This window comes from Blautia acetigignens, from assembly GCF_025566865.1.
Lineage (GTDB): Bacteria > Bacillota > Clostridia > Lachnospirales > Lachnospiraceae > Blautia_A > Blautia_A acetigignens.
Genome location: NZ_JAOQJM010000007.1, coordinates 123,466 through 141,805 on the forward strand (window position 1 = coordinate 123,466; position 18,340 = coordinate 141,805).

At 45.0% G+C, this 18,340-nt stretch carries 14 protein-coding genes; 2 read left to right on the forward strand and 12 right to left on the reverse strand.

All coding sequences use genetic code 11. From position 1 onward, the window contains the following. Window positions 1-82 precede the first annotated feature (82 nt). From pfkA to OCV70_RS10535, 7 genes are all read right to left on the reverse strand, one after another. Window positions 83-1,072, reverse strand: coding sequence for a 6-phosphofructokinase (gene pfkA, locus OCV70_RS10505; protein WP_117853022.1), 990 nt, complete (start codon window positions 1,070-1,072; stop codon window positions 83-85). 105 nt (window positions 1,073-1,177) lie between these two features. Beyond that, window positions 1,178-4,663, reverse strand: coding sequence for a DNA polymerase III subunit alpha (locus tag OCV70_RS10510; protein ID WP_021926106.1), 3,486 nt, complete (start codon window positions 4,661-4,663; stop codon window positions 1,178-1,180). A gap of 103 nt (window positions 4,664-4,766) precedes the next feature. Beyond that, window positions 4,767-5,612 (reverse strand): CvfB family protein, encoded by an 846-nt coding sequence (locus OCV70_RS10515; protein ID WP_117852791.1) that lies wholly within the window; start codon window positions 5,610-5,612, stop codon window positions 4,767-4,769. A 206-nt stretch (window positions 5,613-5,818) separates the two neighbouring features. Next, window positions 5,819-6,559, reverse strand: a complete 741-nt coding sequence (locus OCV70_RS10520) for an amino acid ABC transporter ATP-binding protein (protein WP_021926103.1) — start codon at window positions 6,557-6,559, stop codon at window positions 5,819-5,821. A 2-nt stretch (window positions 6,560-6,561) separates the two neighbouring features. Then, window positions 6,562-7,353, reverse strand: coding sequence for an amino acid ABC transporter permease (locus OCV70_RS10525; RefSeq protein WP_262579683.1), 792 nt, complete (start codon window positions 7,351-7,353; stop codon window positions 6,562-6,564). 23 nt (window positions 7,354-7,376) lie between these two features. Continuing rightward, window positions 7,377-8,192: a transporter substrate-binding domain-containing protein gene (locus tag OCV70_RS10530; RefSeq protein WP_408610298.1), complete on the reverse strand. Its 816-nt coding sequence runs from the start codon at window positions 8,190-8,192 to the stop codon at window positions 7,377-7,379. Between the two features lie 176 nt (window positions 8,193-8,368). Next, window positions 8,369-9,586, reverse strand: a complete 1,218-nt coding sequence (locus OCV70_RS10535; protein ID WP_195587840.1) for a glycerate kinase family protein — start codon at window positions 9,584-9,586, stop codon at window positions 8,369-8,371. 298 nt (window positions 9,587-9,884) lie between these two features. On the opposite strand from OCV70_RS10535, the gene OCV70_RS10540 reads away from it, so the two are divergent. Continuing rightward, window positions 9,885-10,904: an SPFH domain-containing protein gene (locus tag OCV70_RS10540; RefSeq protein ID WP_117852782.1), complete on the forward strand. Its 1,020-nt coding sequence runs from the start codon at window positions 9,885-9,887 to the stop codon at window positions 10,902-10,904. Continuing rightward, the gene (locus OCV70_RS10545) at window positions 10,904-11,110 is read left to right on the forward strand and encodes a type II toxin-antitoxin system antitoxin (RefSeq protein ID WP_026649632.1); all 207 of its coding nucleotides are present in this window, start codon (window positions 10,904-10,906) and stop codon (window positions 11,108-11,110) included. The genes OCV70_RS10540 and OCV70_RS10545 overlap by 1 nt, the downstream gene beginning before the upstream one ends. Before the next feature lie 57 nt (window positions 11,111-11,167). Here OCV70_RS10545 and OCV70_RS10550 read toward each other — a convergent pair whose 3' ends face one another. The 5 genes from OCV70_RS10550 to OCV70_RS10570 all read right to left on the reverse strand — a co-directional run bounded on the left by OCV70_RS10550 (window position 11,168) and on the right by OCV70_RS10570 (window position 18,269). After that, window positions 11,168-11,998 (reverse strand): alpha/beta hydrolase, encoded by an 831-nt coding sequence (locus OCV70_RS10550; RefSeq protein ID WP_021926097.1) that lies wholly within the window; start codon window positions 11,996-11,998, stop codon window positions 11,168-11,170. Between the two features lie 158 nt (window positions 11,999-12,156). Further along, the gene (locus OCV70_RS10555; RefSeq protein ID WP_117852779.1) at window positions 12,157-14,169 is read right to left on the reverse strand and encodes a beta-galactosidase; all 2,013 of its coding nucleotides are present in this window, start codon (window positions 14,167-14,169) and stop codon (window positions 12,157-12,159) included. Window positions 14,170-14,358: 189 nt separating this feature from the next. Continuing rightward, window positions 14,359-16,344 carry an extracellular solute-binding protein gene (locus OCV70_RS10560; RefSeq protein WP_262579684.1) on the reverse strand — a complete coding sequence of 662 codons (1,986 nt, stop codon included), beginning with the start codon at window positions 16,342-16,344 and terminating at the stop codon, window positions 14,359-14,361. A 37-nt stretch (window positions 16,345-16,381) separates the two neighbouring features. Next, a complete protein-coding gene (locus OCV70_RS10565) occupies window positions 16,382-17,311 on the reverse strand; it encodes a carbohydrate ABC transporter permease (RefSeq protein WP_021926094.1) in 930 nt (309 codons plus the stop codon). A gap of 16 nt (window positions 17,312-17,327) precedes the next feature. Next, complete coding sequence (locus OCV70_RS10570) at window positions 17,328-18,269, reverse strand: ABC transporter permease subunit (protein ID WP_117852777.1); 942 nt, start codon at window positions 18,267-18,269, stop codon at window positions 17,328-17,330. Window positions 18,270-18,340: the final 71 nt, after the last annotated feature.

Sequence of the window (18,340 nt, forward strand, 5' to 3'; positions counted from 1 at the left end):
CAAAGCTGAGGGTAATTATTTGTGCTGTATTCAGTTTATGCAATTTATATTGCAGATTTTGAATAAACATAAAATTCCTTTATTATTTCTTATAGTTATGAGAAAGGGACTCACAAACTTCCCACATATATGGAGTTACGCTCTTCTCCATTGCAAGAGCTTCGTTAATATCAAAATCAACGAAATCGCCATGACGATAACCAACGACACGGCTCTTCTTGCCCTCAAGAAGAAGGTCTACTGCCATAGCACCCATCATAGATGCATATACACGGTCTTTACAGGTCGGGCTTCCACCACGCTGCATGTGACCAAGAATTGTCGCACGTGTCTCAATTCCTGTAGCAGCCTCGATACGCATTGCCATAGCCTGTGAATGGCCAATACCTTCTGCATTGATAATAATATGATGCTTCTTACCCATCTTACGGCTTTCAATAATGTTATTGATCAGCTTCTGCTCATCATAGTCATATTTCTCAGGAATAAGAACATCCTCAGCTCCGTTGGCAATACCGCACCACAGTGCAAGCCATCCGGCGCCACGTCCCATAACCTCGATGATACTGCATCTCTCATGAGAAGTAGATGTATCACGAACCTTATCAATTGCTTCCATAGCAGTGTTAACAGCGGTATCAAAACCAATAGTATACTCTGTACATGCAATATCAAGGTCGATGGTTCCTGGAATACCAATTGTATTGATTCCAAGATTTGCAAGCTTCTGAGCTCCGGCAAAGGAACCGTCTCCACCAATTACTACAAGTCCGTCAATACCATGCTTACGGCAGATTTCTGCACCACGCTGCTGTCCTTCCGGTGTACGGAATTCCGCACATCTTGCAGTGTAAAGAATTGTACCGCCGCGCTCGATTGTGTCAGATACATCTCTTGCTGACATATCGATGATTTCTTCACTTAAAAGGCCATTATAACCTTTCTGGATACCTTTTACTTTAAGTCCGTTGGAAAGTCCACGTCTTACAACTGCACGAATTGCAGCATTCATTCCAGGAGCGTCACCGCCGCTGGTAAGGACACCAATGGTCTTAATCTTGTTTTCTGCCATAATAATCTCCTCCATCTTATGAATCGTCGTGAGCTGTGTCTCCATTTTCATTGGAAACGCCCTCATTTTTCTATACACATATTCAGCATTAAGTTTATAGCATTTTCAAAGGTTTTTCAAGACTCTTTCAACAACTTTAACATTGTTATTTCCATATTTTTTACACATCTGGGCAAGCCAGTCATCCTGCACATTCACATGGTATGCTGCGGACAGTTTTTTCATCGCTTTTACGTCTTTTAAATAGACAATAACACTGTCCGTTCCCTGGGACTTTCGCAGATCCTCCAACAGTTCTTTTTCCTTCTGGCTGTAGTCTGCCTTGCTCTCAAACTGGATCCACAGTTCTTTTGGAATATCGGAAAAAGCGCGGACTTTTTCGAGAATCAGCTTGCTGGCTTTATCTTCCTCTGCTGATACACGCCCCTGAATAAAAACACGTGCATCCTCATTGATCATGTTCTGCCATTTCTCATAGTCTCTTGGAAAAACCATAACCTCTACAGTTCCAAGCAGATCTTCTACCGTAAGAAATGCCATGACTTTATTGGTCTTGGTGTACTTGATGTTTTTCTCCACGATCATGCCGCCGATGATAACCTTCTGGTTGTCTCTCACATGATTTTCATCTTCTTCATCCTCGTCTGTCGGCTGGAAATCTATGGTTCTGGCGGAGATCATTTTCTCCATCATATTGCGGTAACGCTCCAGAGGATGACCGCTTAAGTAAATTCCAAGAACCTCTTTCTCGTAGGCAAGAATGGTTTCTTTATCGTACTCTTCCACATTTGGCATGCGGATCTCAAACTCTTTTTTGTCCTCTTCGCTTGCAATGTCAAACAGGCTGAGCTGGCCTGCCATGGACTGCTTTTTGTTACGGGAAATGTCATCTACGATCTGACCGAAAACAATCATTTTCTGGTGGCGGTTTCCTTCCAGGCAGTCCAGTGCTCCGGCCTTGATAAAGTTCTCAAGAGCACGTTTATTAACTGCCTCTATATTGCGCTCAATAAAATTTTTCAGAGAAAGATACTCTCCATGTTCCTTTCGCTCTGCAACAATGGCATCAATTACCGGGCGGCCCACGCTTTTGATTGCGGAAAGAGCGTAACGGATAGAACCGTCTGATACGGAAAATCCATATTCTCCACTGTTAATATCTGGCGGCAGAATCGGGATGCCCATCTGACGGCAAACCTGAATATATTCCGCAACCTTGGTTGGAACGTCAATAACAGAGGTCATCAGAGCTGCCATATATTCTACCGGATAATAATATTTCAGGAAAGCAGTCTGATAGGTTACATACGCATATGCCGCCGCATGAGATTTGTTAAAAGCGTACTGGGCGAAATCAATCATCTCGTCATAAATTTTGTTAGCCACTTTTTCATCAATTCCGTTTTTAATGCAGCCGGGAACTCCCTCTTCTTCATTTCCGTAAACAAATGCCTGACGCTCTTTTTCCATGACATCCAGTTTCTTCTTGGACATGGCACGGCGCAAAAGATCGCTTCGCCCCAGGGTAAAGCCGCCAAGGCTCTGCACGATCTGCATTACCTGCTCCTGATAAACGATACAGCCATGGGTCGCCTTCAGAATCGGCTCCAATTGCGGACAATCATAATGGATTGTATCCGGTCGGTTCTTTCCTCTGATGTATTGAGGAATAAAATCCATAGGACCCGGACGGTACAGGGAAATTCCGGCGATTACATCCTCCAGGCTATGGGGCTTTAGTTCCTTCATGAACCCTTTCATTCCCCCACTCTCCAGCTGGAACACGCCATCTGTGCGTCCGGTTCCCAGAGAGTCCAGTACTTTCTGGTCATTGTAATCTATTTTTTGCATATCCAGAGATATGCCGTAATTTTTCTTAACATTTTTTACTGCGTTGTTAATAACAGTCAGGGTACGAAGCCCCAAAAAGTCCATCTTCAGAAGACCAAGCTCTTCCAGAGTGGTCATTGTAAACTGGGTCACGATAGTTCCGTCCTGGGCACGGGAAAGAGGAACATACTCGGAAACATCCTTCTGGCTGATTACAACTCCTGCTGCATGCATGGAGGTGTGTCTTGGAAGTCCCTCAAGACGTTTTGCCATATCAATGAGATGATGAATATCCGGCTGCTCGTCGTATGCCTTTTTCATCTCCGGATTTACTTCCATAGCCTTGTTAATAGTGACTACTTTCACACCCGGAATCTTAGTTGGGACCATTTTGGCAATGGTATCTACCTGTGCATATGGCATATCAAGGACACGTCCCACATCACGGATAACTCCCCGGGCTGCCAGGGTACCGAAGGTAACAATCTGAACCACACAGTCTTTGCCGTATTTGCGCACAACGTAATCGATTACTTCCTGTCTTCGCTCAAATCCGAAATCCACATCAATATCAGGCATAGATACACGTTCCGGATTCAGGAAACGCTCAAACAGAAGGTCATATTTGATGGGATCCAGCAAAGTGATTCCCAATGTGTACGCTACAATACTCCCTGCAGCAGAGCCTCGTCCCGGTCCTACCTCGATCCCGTTCTGCCTTGCATAATGGATGAAATCCCATACAATCAGGAAATAATCTACGTATCCCATATTTTGAATGGTGGAAAGCTCGTACTCCAGACGTTCCCGAAGTTTTGGGGTAACCGGATTGTAAAGTCTATCCAGGCCTTCGAAACAGAGCTTGTTCAGGTATTCCCAGGAAGTATAACCATCTGGCACGTCAAAGCGCGGCAGCTTGGTAACACCAAATTCAATTTCCACATGGCATCGCTGTGCGATCTTATGAGTATTCTCCAGTGCTTCCAGTGCATATGGAAAAAGAGCTGCCATCTCTTCTTCTGATTTCACATAATATTGTCCGCCTTCATAACGCATACGGTCAGTGTCAGACAATTTCTTTCCTGTCTGCAGACAGAGAAGAATATCATGAGGATCTGCATCCTCTGCATAGGTATAGTGGATATCGTTGGTGGCAACCAGATCGATTCCTGTTTCCTGATGCATGCGAAGCAGCTGCTGGTTTACATTCTGCTGTTCCGGGATGCCGTGATCCTGAAGCTCCAGGAAAAAGTTCCCCTTACCAAAGATGTCCTGGTAACGAAGTGCGGCCTTCTTAGCATCCTCATAAAGACCTCTGTTAATAAAACGAGCTACTTCACCAGCGAGGCAGGCGCTTAATGCAATCAGTCCTTCATGGTATTCCTGAAGAAGCTCCAGGTCTACACGCGGCTTATAATAAAAGCCTTCTTTAAAGCTCTTTGACACAATTTTCATAAGATTCTGGTAGCCCTTGTTATTCTCTGCCAGAAGTACCAGATGATAATAGCGGTCGTCGCCGCTGCCAATTTCCCTGTCAAAGCGGGAGCCCGGAGCAACGTAAACCTCGCAGCCCAGAATCGGATTAATTCCTGCGGCACGGGCAGCACGGTAAAAATCGATGATTCCGTACATAACGCCATGATCAGTAATGGCGGCACTGTCCATCCCAAGCTCTTTCACACGGGCAACGTATTCTTTTATTTTGTTGGAACCGTCCAGCAGACTGTATTCTGTATGGACGTGAAGGTGCGTAAATGCCATTTGTTATCTCCTTTTGTTAAAAACAAAATAGGAAAAAATTGCATACCCCACTCCGCGATTTAACAGCCAGAATAAGGTATGCGATTTTTAATATTTTTCTCTTTTAGTATTCTTTCTTATAGATACGTCTGTCTCTGATTTCAATCTTTCCTTCTTTCAGAAGGTGACCAACTGCACGCTTAAATGCATTCTTACTCAGGCCAAACTCTCTCTTGATCACATCCGGTGAAGCCTTGTCGTCAAACGGAAGAACACCTGCAAATTCTTCAATTACACTCAGTACACTCTCTGCATCTTCGTTAATCTGGAGATATGCTTTCTGACGATCGGTAACATTCATCTTGCCGTCTTCTTTTACTTCGGAAACGCGAAGGTCAAGGATTTCTCCCGGGCGGTATTTCCCATTGGCTTCTCTTGCCGGAATTAACGCAGAATATTTATCATCAACCGCTACAAATACCCCGAAGCGGTCACTGATCTCATATACACGCCCCTTTACAGAGTCTCCTACTACATACGGAGTTCTGGTGGAAAGATAGTGATATACCTTCATAGTGGCACAAAGCCTGCTGCTTTTGTCTACATAAAGTGCCACCAGACATTCCTGTCCCTCTCTTACACGGCTGGTCTGCTCGTGATAGGGAAGAAGAAGATCCTTCTCAAGCCCCCAGTCAAGGAATGCACCAATCCTGGTTACCTGAAGTACTTTCAAAACTGCAGTCTGTCCCACCTGCAAAAGAGGTTCCTTCGTAGTTGCAATAAGACGGTCTCTGGAATCTTTATAAATAAATACTTCCAGTGTATCGCCTTCTTTCGTTCCTTCCGGAATCTGTTTCCCGGGAAGAAGCACTCGCTCTTCCTGTCCCGCATTTTTATTCTCAGCCAGATAAACACCAAAATCTACGGTCTTCACTACAATAAGCTTCTGTTTTTTTCCTATTTCGATCATGAATTCTCCTTACTCAATATACTGAAATGCCTTTGCCAGGCAGTCTTTTAGTCTTTTTTCAGTATAGCACACATTTGCCTTCACTGTGAACACCAACTTATTGAAGTCAATATAAAAAATGCAGAAAATCGACTGGCGCATCTCTTCCCTTGCGCTCTGCTTCTATGATTCGCTGCATTTTCTATAAAATAACCGTACATGTAAATCTAAGCATTTCTAAATCGGCTTAGGAATTCCTTTGTCAACTGATCCTTCGGATTTTCAAAAAGCTCTTTTGGTGGGCGGTCTTCTACGATGATCCCGTTCGCCATAAAAATCACTCTTTTGGAAACGTCCCGGGCAAATGCCATTTCATGGGTTACAATGATCATGGTAAGTCCTTCGTGTGCCAGGTCTCGCATAACCTCCAGAACCTCACCTACCATCTGTGGATCCAGTGCAGATGTGGGCTCATCAAAGAGCAGGATTTCCGGTTCCATAGCAAGTGCTCTTGCAATTGCCACACGCTGCTTCTGACCGCCGGAAAGCTGTTTCGGCTTAGCATTAATATATGGTGCCATTCCAACCTTTTCCAAATAATACAGTGCTTTTTTCTCAGCCTCTTCTTTACTTTTTTTCAGGACCTTTTCCTGACCGATGGTACAGTTTTTCAAGGCAGTCATATTGTTAAACAGGTTAAAGTTCTGGAAAACCATTCCTACCTTGGAACGATACTCAGGGACATTTACATTTTTACTGGTAATGTCTGTTCCATGATAGTTTATCTCACCGCTGGAGGGTGTTTCCAACATATTCAGGCAGCGAAGCAAAGTGGATTTACCGGAACCGGAGGGTCCGATAATACAGGTTACATCACCAGCGCTTACAGAGAAGTCGATGTCGCGCAGAACCTGATTACTTCCAAAGGCTTTTCCCAGATGCTTTACTTCAAGAATTTTTTCACTCATGATCATTTCTCCTCCTTCTTTTTCGGATAAGAATACAGACCACTTGTGTGCGTCAGTGTATCCGTTGTCGCCAAATCATAGTTCTGCGGTCCTTCCATTTTATGTTCCAGAAGACGAAGCAGTCTGGAGCAGACAAAGGTCAGGATAAAGTACATTACCATGGCGATTGTAAATGCCTCGAAGTAGGTATAATATGCACCTGCAACGCCTTTTGTGGTGTAAAAAAGCTCTACAATTCCGATGATGGAAAGTACACAGGTGTCCTTAATATTAATGATCAGGTTGTTGCCAATCTGAGGCATAATGTTTCGCAGTGCCTGTGGAAGAATTACGTTTATCATAGTCTGCACGTGAGTCATTCCAATGGCTTTGGCACCCTCAGTCTGGCCTTCGTCAACGGAAAGGATTCCTCCCCGAACGGTTTCTGCCATATAGGCTCCTGTGTTAATAGAAACTACGAAAAATGCAGCAAACCACATGGACATGTTAATATTGAACAGGTAAGCACTTCCATAATAAATGAACATTGCCTGTACCATCATAGGAGTTCCGCGGAAAAATTCCACGTAGCAGGCCATGATGAATTTCAGAATTCCAACCAGTGTTTTCTTTACTGTGGAATCTCTCTGATCTACTGGAATTGTCTGAATAATTCCAACTATAAAGCCAATGAGGCACCCTAAAAAGGTGCCTACAATTGCTATGATCATTGTATTTCCGGCTCCTGACAAAAATGAGGTGCCGTATTGCTGGAGCAGATACTGGATCCGTCCCCAGAAGCTTTCAGGAAGCATAATTTTTTCTCCTCCTTGCTACATTATTCTGACAGCGGCTGTACGGAAATTGCCTCATCCATCATCTTGGTATAATCATCCTCTGTCATTTTGTCCAGAACACTGTTTAACGCATCCAAAAGCTCAGTATTGCCTTTCTGTACGGAAATACCGATGTTGATGTCCTCATCAGATACATCGAAATCTCCGTCTGTGCCTGAGAAGTCAAGAAGTTTAAAATCCGGATAAGCTACACATGCTGCCATTCCGGTTGGCATATCGGTTACAACGGCATCACATTTGCCGGATTCCAAAGCCACCAGCATAGCCGGTGCACTTTCCTGTGCAGGAAGGATATTTGCATCTTCAATCTGCGGCAGGCAGGAATCATACCAGATGGTGTTCTGTTGGGAAGTACAGGTTACTCCTTTTAAGTCTGCTACGCTTGCTGCATCAGCGTAATCTCCATCACTTTTTACCAATGTGATAATGGACGCATAGTAATATGGCTCTGTGAAATCTACCATCTGCTGACGCTCAGATGTAATTGACTGTCCTGCAATAACACAGTCAACTTTTCCGGACTGTACAGCAGGTACCAGGGAATCCCAGTCCAGCTTTACGATTTCCAGGTCATAGCCCAGCTCGTCGCAGATATGTTTTGCCATCATGACGTCATAACCATATGCGTAGTCAGAGCTTCCTGAAATGGGAACTGCTCCGTTGGAATCATCTGGCTGAGTCCAGTTGTATGGAGCATAGCTGCACTCCATAGCTACTTTTAATGTTTTCTTTTCTTCTGCCTGTACCATTGTAAGTCCAAGTCCCGGCATTGCAGTTACTGTAACCGCAGCTGCCATAAGACCACTTGTCATTTTTCTCCATAAATAGTTCTTCTTCATGTTTGTTTCCTCCTCTTAATAGCTTTTTATTAATCATATAACATGAGGTTTTTCGCCCCTTTTTCTTGTTTCAGGGTAAAAAAAATGCAATGGCGGCGTTATCTTGCTAACGCGCCATTGCGTTGTAGTTCATATTACTCTTGTTTGTGGGAGAAGTCAAGAGGGGAAACGGAATACATTTTAAATTCTTTTCCATAAATAAAAGACATTTTCAGCAAACGAAAGGTCTGCTCCACGGCAGCTGTCATGTTCCTTATTGCAGTGGCAGGGGACATGGCGGCTTCCAATGTGGTTACCTGACGCAGTATGGGAAAAAAGGCGTCTATTCCGGCTTGGTTGCATGCAGCGGCATCCTCAGTGACTGCGCCAGAGAAGGCGATGACGGGCTTGCCGTACTTTTTGGCAAGTCGGGCAATGCCGATAGGAGCTTTACCCATGACAGTCTGTCCGTCAAGACAGCCTTCGCCTGTAATCACAATGTCGGCATCTTTTATTGCTGTTTCGATTCCGATTTCTTCCAAAACAATATTAATTCCGGGTTCAAGCTTTCCACGAAGAAATGCGCGGAATGCAAACCCAAGACCGCCAGCGGCACCACAGCCAGGGTAATTGGAATCGTAGTTCTGCCTGGTACCAGCCATTTGGAAATATTCTTCTGTCAGTTTTGCATATTTCCTCATCCACTGATCCATCTGCTCTGCCATCCTTGGAGTTGCACCTTTTTGCGGACCAAAGATGTGGCTGCAGCCATTTTCGCCGCATAAGGGATTATCTACATCACAGGCAATTCGGAAGTCACATTCTTTCAATTCAAATAATATATGCTCACAGTTGATTGACGCCAGTTTTTCCACACCTCGAGCTCCAAACGGTACCTGTTTTCCACCTTCATCCAAAAATTCTGCACCTAATGCCTGAAGCATTCCGATTCCGCCATCGTTGGTTGCACTTCCGCCAATTCCGATAATAAAATGACGGCAGCCTTTTCCTATTGCGTCTTTTATCACTTCACCAACGCCGTAGGTTGTGGTGTTCAGCGGATTGCGAAGTTTCGGTTGAACCAGAGTAATCCCAGCTGCTCCTGCCATTTCTATAATTGCAGTTTTCTCCTCCACAATTCCATACTCACAAATTACAGGCTCTCCCAACGGTCCTGTCACCTTTACTTTTTCCAGTTTGCCGCCAAGCCCTTTCGCCAAAGCCTGTACCGTTCCCTCGCCACCATCTGCTAACGGATACACGATTGCTTCCGCATCCGTAAACACTCTCCGAATCCCTTTCTCTGCTGCCTCTCCCGCCTCTATAGAATCCATACTTCCTTTAAATGAATCAATTGCAATCACTGCTTTCATAAACTGTCATCCCCTTTTTCAGTCCTATCCACTCGTATATGGTGGAGCCTGCGTTTATATTAACATATCTTCTTCTGTACATCCTCAAATTTATTATATTTTTCCTGATATCACAAATCTCTGTATTCCCAAATTTAACCAAATAACTGCTTCCAAAACATTTATAGTTGACATTATGATATCTAAATGATATCATATCAATATCCAAAGGCAATATAAGACAGCTATTCCGTATCATAGCTGTCACATACATTCAGGGATATCTGTTATAATCGTTATCCCGGTCAGGAGGCTTATTATGCAGGAAAAAGTTTTGGATAACAAGAAAAATGGTATGGGTATGATGGTATTGTTTATTCTGCTTTACGTAGCAGCTGCTGCCTTTACTACAATCGGTGCCATGTTTTACTGGATTCCATTGGTGGTCATTGGAATTATTTGGCTATCCCTGGGATGGATTCCCTTTTGCGGATTAAAAGTGCTGAAGCCACAGGAAGCTCTGGTACTTACTTTGTTTGGTAAGTATGTGGGAACTCTGAAGAACGATGGTTTCTACTGGGTAAATCCGTTCTGTACAGCAGTGAACCCGGCAGCGAAGACCAAGCTGAATCAAAGTGGAGATGTAGACGGAGGAAACACTGCCAAGTCAGTTCTGACTCTCGCAGCAGCAGGAACCACTGCTTCTGCAAGCAGCTCTTACGTAAACAAGAAGATTTCCCTGAAGATTATGACTCTTAACAACAACCGTCAGAAAATCAATGATTGTCTTGGTAACCCGGTGGAAATCGGAATTGCGGTTATGTGGCGTGTGACCGATACAGCGAAAGCCGTTTTCAATGTTGACAACTACAAGGAATATCTTTCCCTGCAGTGTGACAGCGCACTTCGTAATATCGTAAGAATTTATCCTTATGATGTAGCTCCTAATGTGGATACTACCGGAGACGGAGTTGCAGATGAGGGAAGCCTTCGCGGTTCCAGTGAAATCGTAGCCGGGCGTATCCGTGACGAGATCCAGCAGAAGGTTGCAGAAGCAGGTCTTGAGATTATCGAAGCACGTATTACATATCTGGCTTATGCACCTGAGATTGCTGCAGTTATGCTGCAGAGACAGCAGGCATCTGCTATTATTGATGCCAGAAAGATGATCGTAGACGGTGCTGTTGGTATGGTAGAAATGGCGTTAGAACGGTTGAATGAAAATAACGTGGTAGAGCTTGACGAGGAGCGGAAGGCTGCCATGGTTTCCAACCTTCTGGTAGTGCTGTGCGGCAATCATGACGCTCAGCCGATAGTCAATTCGGGAAGTCTCTATTAATGGCAGATACCAGACCGAAGAAACAGATTCCCCTCAGGCTGTCTGCCAAGCTGTATGACCAGATTGCGGCCTGGGCTGAGGATGATTTCCGCTCCGTAAACGGTCAGATTGAATATCTGCTTACCGAATGTGTCCGGCAGCGCAAAAAGAACGGAAAATACGTTTCCGATACAATGGATGAACCGCCGGAACTGGATATTGAATGAATTTCATATTTTTCAGAACAGGGAGTGCCCCAAACTGCGCTCCCCTTTTTCTTATCCTTACTTATTTTCAAACATATGCTTCATCCAATCCCCAGCCAGCTGGATCCAGCTTTCGCATTCGGGCTGGATACCGTAGCCGTTGGGGCAGGCGGTTTCTGCAGTGGCAAGGCCAAGGCCGTGACCGCCTACTGGATAAATATGCAGCTCTGCCGGAATATCCAGTGCATGAAGTGCCTGGAAAAACAGCAGGGAATTCTCTACCGGAACGGTGTCATCCGGAGCGGTATGCCACAGGAAAGTCGGCGGTGTATCCTTGCTGACACTATATTCCAGCGATAAAAATCTGCGCTTCTCTTCATCTACATAGTCCTCGCCAAGAACTTTTTCAAAAGATCCCTGATGAGCCTTTTCCCCGGAAGTGATAACCGGATAGCTAAGCATCAGTCCATTAGGACGGAATTTCCCGGCATCCATTCCCAGAGCCTCCGCTACAAATGGCTTGTTCCAGAACACTCCAAGACTTGCTGCCAAGTGTCCTCCTGCGGAAGATCCCTGAACTACGATCTTGCCTGTATCAATATGCCACTTTTCTGCATTTTCACGAAGCATTGCAACTGCTGTGGCAAGCTGCAGAAGTGCTTCCGGGAACCGTGCCGGAGCTACGCTGTAGCGCAGAATTGCCGCATGATAGCCCATAGCCATAAACTTAACAGCCAGCGCCTCCGCCTCACGATCTGAAGTCATCTCATATCCGCCTCCCGGACAAATCAAAACAACCGGCCTCTTTCTCCCCAAATCAATCTCCGGTGAATTATCCAGGAAATAAGTGAACAAATTTGCCTTAAATTCTGAGTCCTTTAACTGGATTTCTATTTTTTCATGAATCATTGGTACAGCCTCCTATATATTGAATGATTTTTCAAACATAATTCTAACCCTATCTTAATACCAATTCATTAAAAATCAAGGGAAAATTGACACTCTGCGGAATGTTGCGACGACCTGCGGTGAATATACATTGCAAACGCACGTCCAGCAATCCACCGTCAATTTTCCAACAACATAACCCCTTTTGCCTCCAGCGTCACCACCGTTCCGCCTTCATACTGCTCCCCAGTAAGCAGATCTTTCCGCGCCTCATTCAGCACAAATACAGTCTCCTCATCATTATGGTTCAGCACAAACATCACGCCTTTTCCATCTTTAAACCTCTCCGTTGCCTCAACTCCCTCCGGAGCCTCCAGAACCGGAGAAATCCCTTTTTCTTCCATACGCTCCCGCATAAACATCCGGTAAAATTCCTGTGAAGACCGGGTTCCCACATAATACGCCTTTCCAGCCCCAAAGCTGTTTTCCGTAATCACAGGCGTGCCCGCGTAAAAATCTTCTTCATAAGAAGCCAGCTCTCTGGCCCCCTCCAAATGCATCAGATCACACAGCAAAGACGCCTCACAGGAAACACCGCCATACATAAAGTGATTTCTCTTATCCCGGGGAAGGGCATCGGACTCCTCCACCCAGATTCCCAGAATATCACGCAACTTTCCCGGATAGCCCCCTGTAATAACCAGGTCATGCTCATCCACAATGCCGCTGAAATAAGAAGTAATAAACGTGCCGCCCTTCTTCACAAACTGGCGGATCTTCTCATCCGTATTTCCCTTTGTCATATAAAGAAGAGGTGCGGTCACTACTTCATACTGCTCCAGATCGTCCTCCACGCCAATAATGTCCACTGCATAATTCTGTTCCTCCAGCGCCCTGTAATATAGAAAAACCTCGTCCAGATATTTCAGATCACGGCTCGGGCCGGCAGAGTACTCAATTGCCCACCAGTTGTCCCAGTCAACCAGAATCGCTGCCTTTGCCCGGCTTCTGGCACCCAGAGTCTTATCCCCAAGCTGCTGCAGTTCCTTTCCAAGCTGGGAAATTTCACGGAAAACTCTGGTATTCTCTGTCCCAACATGGTCAATCACTGCACCATGATACTTTTCACATGCACCAATGGAACGTCTCATCTGGAAAAACAGCACCGCATCTGCCCCATGCGCCATTGCCTGATAGCTCCACAGACGCATAACTCCAGGACGCTTCAGTGCATTATACGCCAGCCAGTTGGTCACACTTGGCGTCTGTTCCATCAGCACAAAAGGCTGTCCCCCTTTGATTCCCCGCATCAGGTCATGATTCATGGCAATTCTGGAGTAAGGATCTTCATTTGCCGGATAATTGTCCCATGAGATAAAATCCATGGATTTTGCCCACATCTGATAATCCAGCGGCTTATAAAATCCCATGAGATTAGTTGTAATTTTGGCATCCGGAACCACAGAACGGATTGCCGCAGCCTCTGCCTGGTAACATTTCAGCATCCCTTCTGAATTGAAACGGCGGTAGTCCAGGGAAATCCCCTGAAAAGTAGTGCGGTCTGGCTCAAAATGTTCACTCAGCATATTTGGCAGCACAATTTCGTCCCAGTCATAGAAGGTATGTCCCCAAAAGCTGGTATCCCAAGCTTTATTTACTTCCTCAATGGTGCCGTATTTTTCCTTCAGCCAGACCCGGAACTGCTTTTCGCAGTTTTCACAGTAGCACTCTCCGCCATACTCATTGCAGATGTGCCAGCCAATCACGCACTCCCGTTCTCCATACCGCTCTGCCAGCTTTTTCGCCAGAAGAACAGAATACTTCTGATAGGTTGGACTGTTCTGGCAGGAATTGTGGCGGCTTCCAAATTTTCGCTTCATGCCGCTAAACTCGGTGCGCAAAATATCTGGGTGGCGTTTCGCCATCCACGCCGGATGAGCCGCTGTAGAGGTGGCAAGGAAAACCTTCAGCCCATTTGCCTCCACCAGATCCATGATCTTATCCAGTTTTTCAAAATTATAAGTATCCTCACTTGGCTGCAAAGCTGCCCAGGAAAATACATTCAAGGTTACCTCATCAATTCCCGCCAGCTTAAAAAGCCGCATATCCTCTTCCCAGATTTCCTCCGGCCACTGCTCCGGGTTGTAATCTCCGCCATATAAAACTTTATTGATTCTGCTGTCCTGAAACATTTTTTCTCCTTTTCAAATATGCCGCATTTAGTTTACATAATTCTAGTTTTCCAAATTTAAATAATCTCCATTATAAACAAAAGCAGGAGAACCCCTTTACGGATCCCCCTGCCCTCGTTTATAAATCCGGCATTTATTTCATTCTGATTTCAACTACTGCCTTGCACTGCAAATCTGCTCCAATTATCTTTATTCTTCCGGAGCCTCAGTAACCTCAGCCTCAGCTGTATCTGCACTATCTGCTGCTGTATCGATCCCTGCAGATGTATCAGCTTCCGCACTGTCATCTGCACTTCCGTCTGCAGTCTCTTCAGCAGCTGCATCAGTTCCGTGCTCTTCCTCATACTGTTTTACAGTAGCTACGCGGGCATCGTTCTGAGCCTTTGCGCACTCCATGTCATAATCCAGTACAGTCTGATAATCCAGGCCTTCCAAAGTATCCTGCATTTCTGCAAGAAGAGAATTAAACTCATCTTCATTGGACGCAAATACCATCTTCCAGGAATAATCTACGATAGAAGCCTTACACTGACCGCGAAGCGTACTAATCTGAGAGTCTTCCTCAGGTACTGCATATCCGCTTCCAGGTGCCACCAAAATCTGGTCATGGCTTGTAAGGTAATCCATTGTTGTCTCTGCTCCCGTCTGAGTTTTCCAGTCAGCGTAGAGAGTATTGTCCTGATTTTCAAGAACAGAACTCCAGGTTGTATAATCATAACAGATTCCAGTTTCCGGATTCACATCAAGCTGGTTTACTGCTTTGTAATTCAATGCGGAAACACCATCTTTCCATGTACCACCGCCCCATTCGTCCGGAACATTTACAGTCTCACCATAAAGAGCCTGTTTACCAAAATCTGTAATAACCGGCTCACCATCTTTCATTTCCCAGGTAAGGCCTTCTGGCCCACAAGTACTTGCTGTCTGTGCACAGGATTCCATGATTCCCTCCGGAGAATACAGCCAGTCAATAAAATCTGCCAGTCTCTGCGGATCCTCTGCTTTACTTCCAATCATAATTCCAGCATTTCCACCGTTTCCGTTGACCTGACATCCATAAGAGAAAATACATTCATCTGCGATTGGAGCAAGCATGAAGCCTTTTCCCTCAGCTTTATTGGCATCTGTATTGTACGCAGACTGACCGAGCCATGGATATGGGGAAAACAAGATCTGTCCGTCCTGATATTTTGCAAACAGAGTGTCATAATTCTGAGTTGTAGATTCCGGATCTACAAGTCCCATCTGATTTGCCTCAAACAGGAATTTCAGAGACCTTACATATGCAGAATCACTGTCAATAAAGCTCTGATAATCAGAACCGTCTGCTTTTGCAAGCACGAAACCGATCTCATCATATCCATAAAGGCTTGCTTCCGGCTTTGCATTTGACATCAGGTTTCCATCCCAGTCCTTGAACAGGGAAATGGCATAAGTCTGTTTTCCGCTGTCGCTTGTAGGTACTGCTTCCTGCATTTTCTGAAGTGCCGGAAGAAGATCCTCCAATGTGTTCAGTTCCGGATATCCGGCTGCCTTGTATGCATCCCATCTGAGATAAGCGCCATAGTTTGGCTCAAGACCTTCTGAAGAGGTTGTCGGGGAGTTACTGGAAGATTCAGAAGGAATTGCCCAGATTCCATCTTCTTCTACAAGCTGACTCGTTGTTTCAATTGCGCTGTCATATCTGTGAACGTTCTCAGCATCCTTCAGGTAATCTGTCATATCAATAACCAGACCAGCTGTTACCAGGTTCTGAAGACGTCCATTTCCGCATCCTGTAATAATCAGGTCACCAAGGTCTCCTGCCGCAGAACGTGTCTGGAAAAGAGTATCACCGCCGCCGGCTACGTTCTGTGCAATAATATTCAGTTCCATATTGAATTTGTCTTTTACGATTTTTGCAAACCAGCCAGACTGGATTCCCTGATAGTTTGCCATGCTGTCAAATACATCAACTGTAATAAAGTCCTTGTATTTGGAGTTTCCTTCGGTCTCGCCATCACTGCTGTCCGCACTTTCTGTGCTGTCGCCTGTTGTGCTTTCTACGGCAGTGCTTTCTGTGGAATCACTGTTGTCAGAACCGCAGCCTGCCAGAGTTCCGGCAATAAGTGCTGCACTAAGCATGCGCTGATTGCTTTTCTTTTCATGTTTTCCATCCTCCATTGATGTTTTCATTTTACTTGCTATGTATAAGTTTGTCACTTATTTTTTATCAACCTTTTACAGAACCGATCATAATACCTTTGACAAAGAATCTCTGGAATAATGGGTAAATAAACAGGATCGGAAGTACAACGATTACGGATACGGTCATACGGATTGAGGTCGGGGTCTGCTGAGTGGCAATGGCCGCCATATTCAGTGCACCGCCGGTACTGTTCTTAACCATTGTTGCAAGGGAACTTGCCTGGTTGATGTAGGTGTACAGAAGATACTGCAGAGAGTAAAGCTTCTGATCGGTAATGTAGATCAGGGTATCCTGGAAAGAGTTCCACTGTGCAACTGCCGCGAAAATAGCAACGGTTGCAAGGATCGGGGTACAAGCCGGAAGAATGATCTTGTAGAAAATCTTAAAGGTTCCGGCTCCGTCAATCTCAGCAGCCTCCTGTAAAGCCTTTGGAATGGATTCCACATAGGTTTTAACCAGAATAATGTTGTACGGCTGCACAATTGCCGGAAGAATGTAAACCCAGAAGGTGTTGTTCAAATGCAGGGTTTTCATGGTGATAAACATTGGAATCAGACCTGCGTTAAAATACATGGTGATTACAATTACACGATACCAGAAGCTTCTTCCCCACATTTTTTCCTGCGTAAACATGAACCCAAGGAACGCACTTGCCAGTACGGTAAGTCCGGTTCCCAGCACGGTTCTTGCCACGGAGATCAGCGCCGCAGTAGAAAGACCGGAAAGCTGAAGTACCTGCTTGTAATTTTCAAAATGGATTCCTTTTGGAATCAGGGTAATCAGACCGTTGGCACTTAAATCGTTGGCACTGATGGTGTTAATGATCAGATAATAAAACGGATACAGGCAGATCAGTGTCAAAAGGCCAAACAGCAGATAGTTAAATACGTTAAAAACCTTATCGGAAGCAGACAGAGGTTTTTTCTTTTCTTTAAATACAACTTTTTCTTTCATCTCTTTCTCCTTCCTTTTAGATAATGGATTCTCCACGGGTCTTCTTGGAAACAAAGTTTACAACGAACAGCAGTACCACACTTACCACACTCTTCAGCATACTGATCGCAGTTGCAAGGGAAAGGCTTGATCCGGTCATACCGATGTTATATACGTACAGGTCAAGCACCTGGATATGAGCCTTGTTGAAAGAGTTCTGGAATACGAAATACTGGTCCATACCATTGTTCAGGAAGTTTGCTACGGAAAGCATCAGCATTACGAAGTAGGTTGGAAGCAGCGCCGGGAATGTAATGTGAAGCATGAGCTGGAAGCGGTTTGCTCCATCCACTCTTGCAGCTTCGTACTGTTCCTGGTCAATTCCTGTGATAGATGCCAGATACATGATCGCGCCCCAGCCAAGGCCTTTCCATGTATTCCACAGAAGCATTGTCAGCCATGTGTGGGAATCACTGTCCAGGAATTTAATTGGTTCGGAAATCCAGCCAAGGTTCTGCAGTAAGGTGTTTACCATACCAGTGTTGGAAAACAGACAGAACGCAACGGAATATACCATAACCCAGCTGATGAAGTTCGGCAGGGTTGTCAGGGTCTGTACCATTGTTTTGAACCATTTGCACTTGATCTCATTTAATAAAATTGCGAAGAACAGCGGGAGCATAGAAGTTGCAATTCCCAGCAAGCTCATTGCAAAGGTGTTCTTCATAACCTGGATCATCTGAGCAACCTGTGTCTTATTTCCAAATAGCATCTTAAACCACTGCAGTCCTACAAACTCGCATTTGCTAAGTGGAAGCGGCGGTTTGTAATCGTAGAATGCATAAATCCAGCCATGCAATGGGAAATAAGAAAACAGAAATACTAAAATTACAAAAGGTATGATCATAAGAGTCAGTTTCTTGTTTTTCTTAGAACCTTTTGGTGTTGCGGTTTTTGCCGCGGATGTAGCTTTCGCCATCTGTTTTTTCCCTCCTTCTTTTTAAAGATCTGTTTACCGCAAGTTGCAGCCAGCTGCTGCTTCTGCGTTCA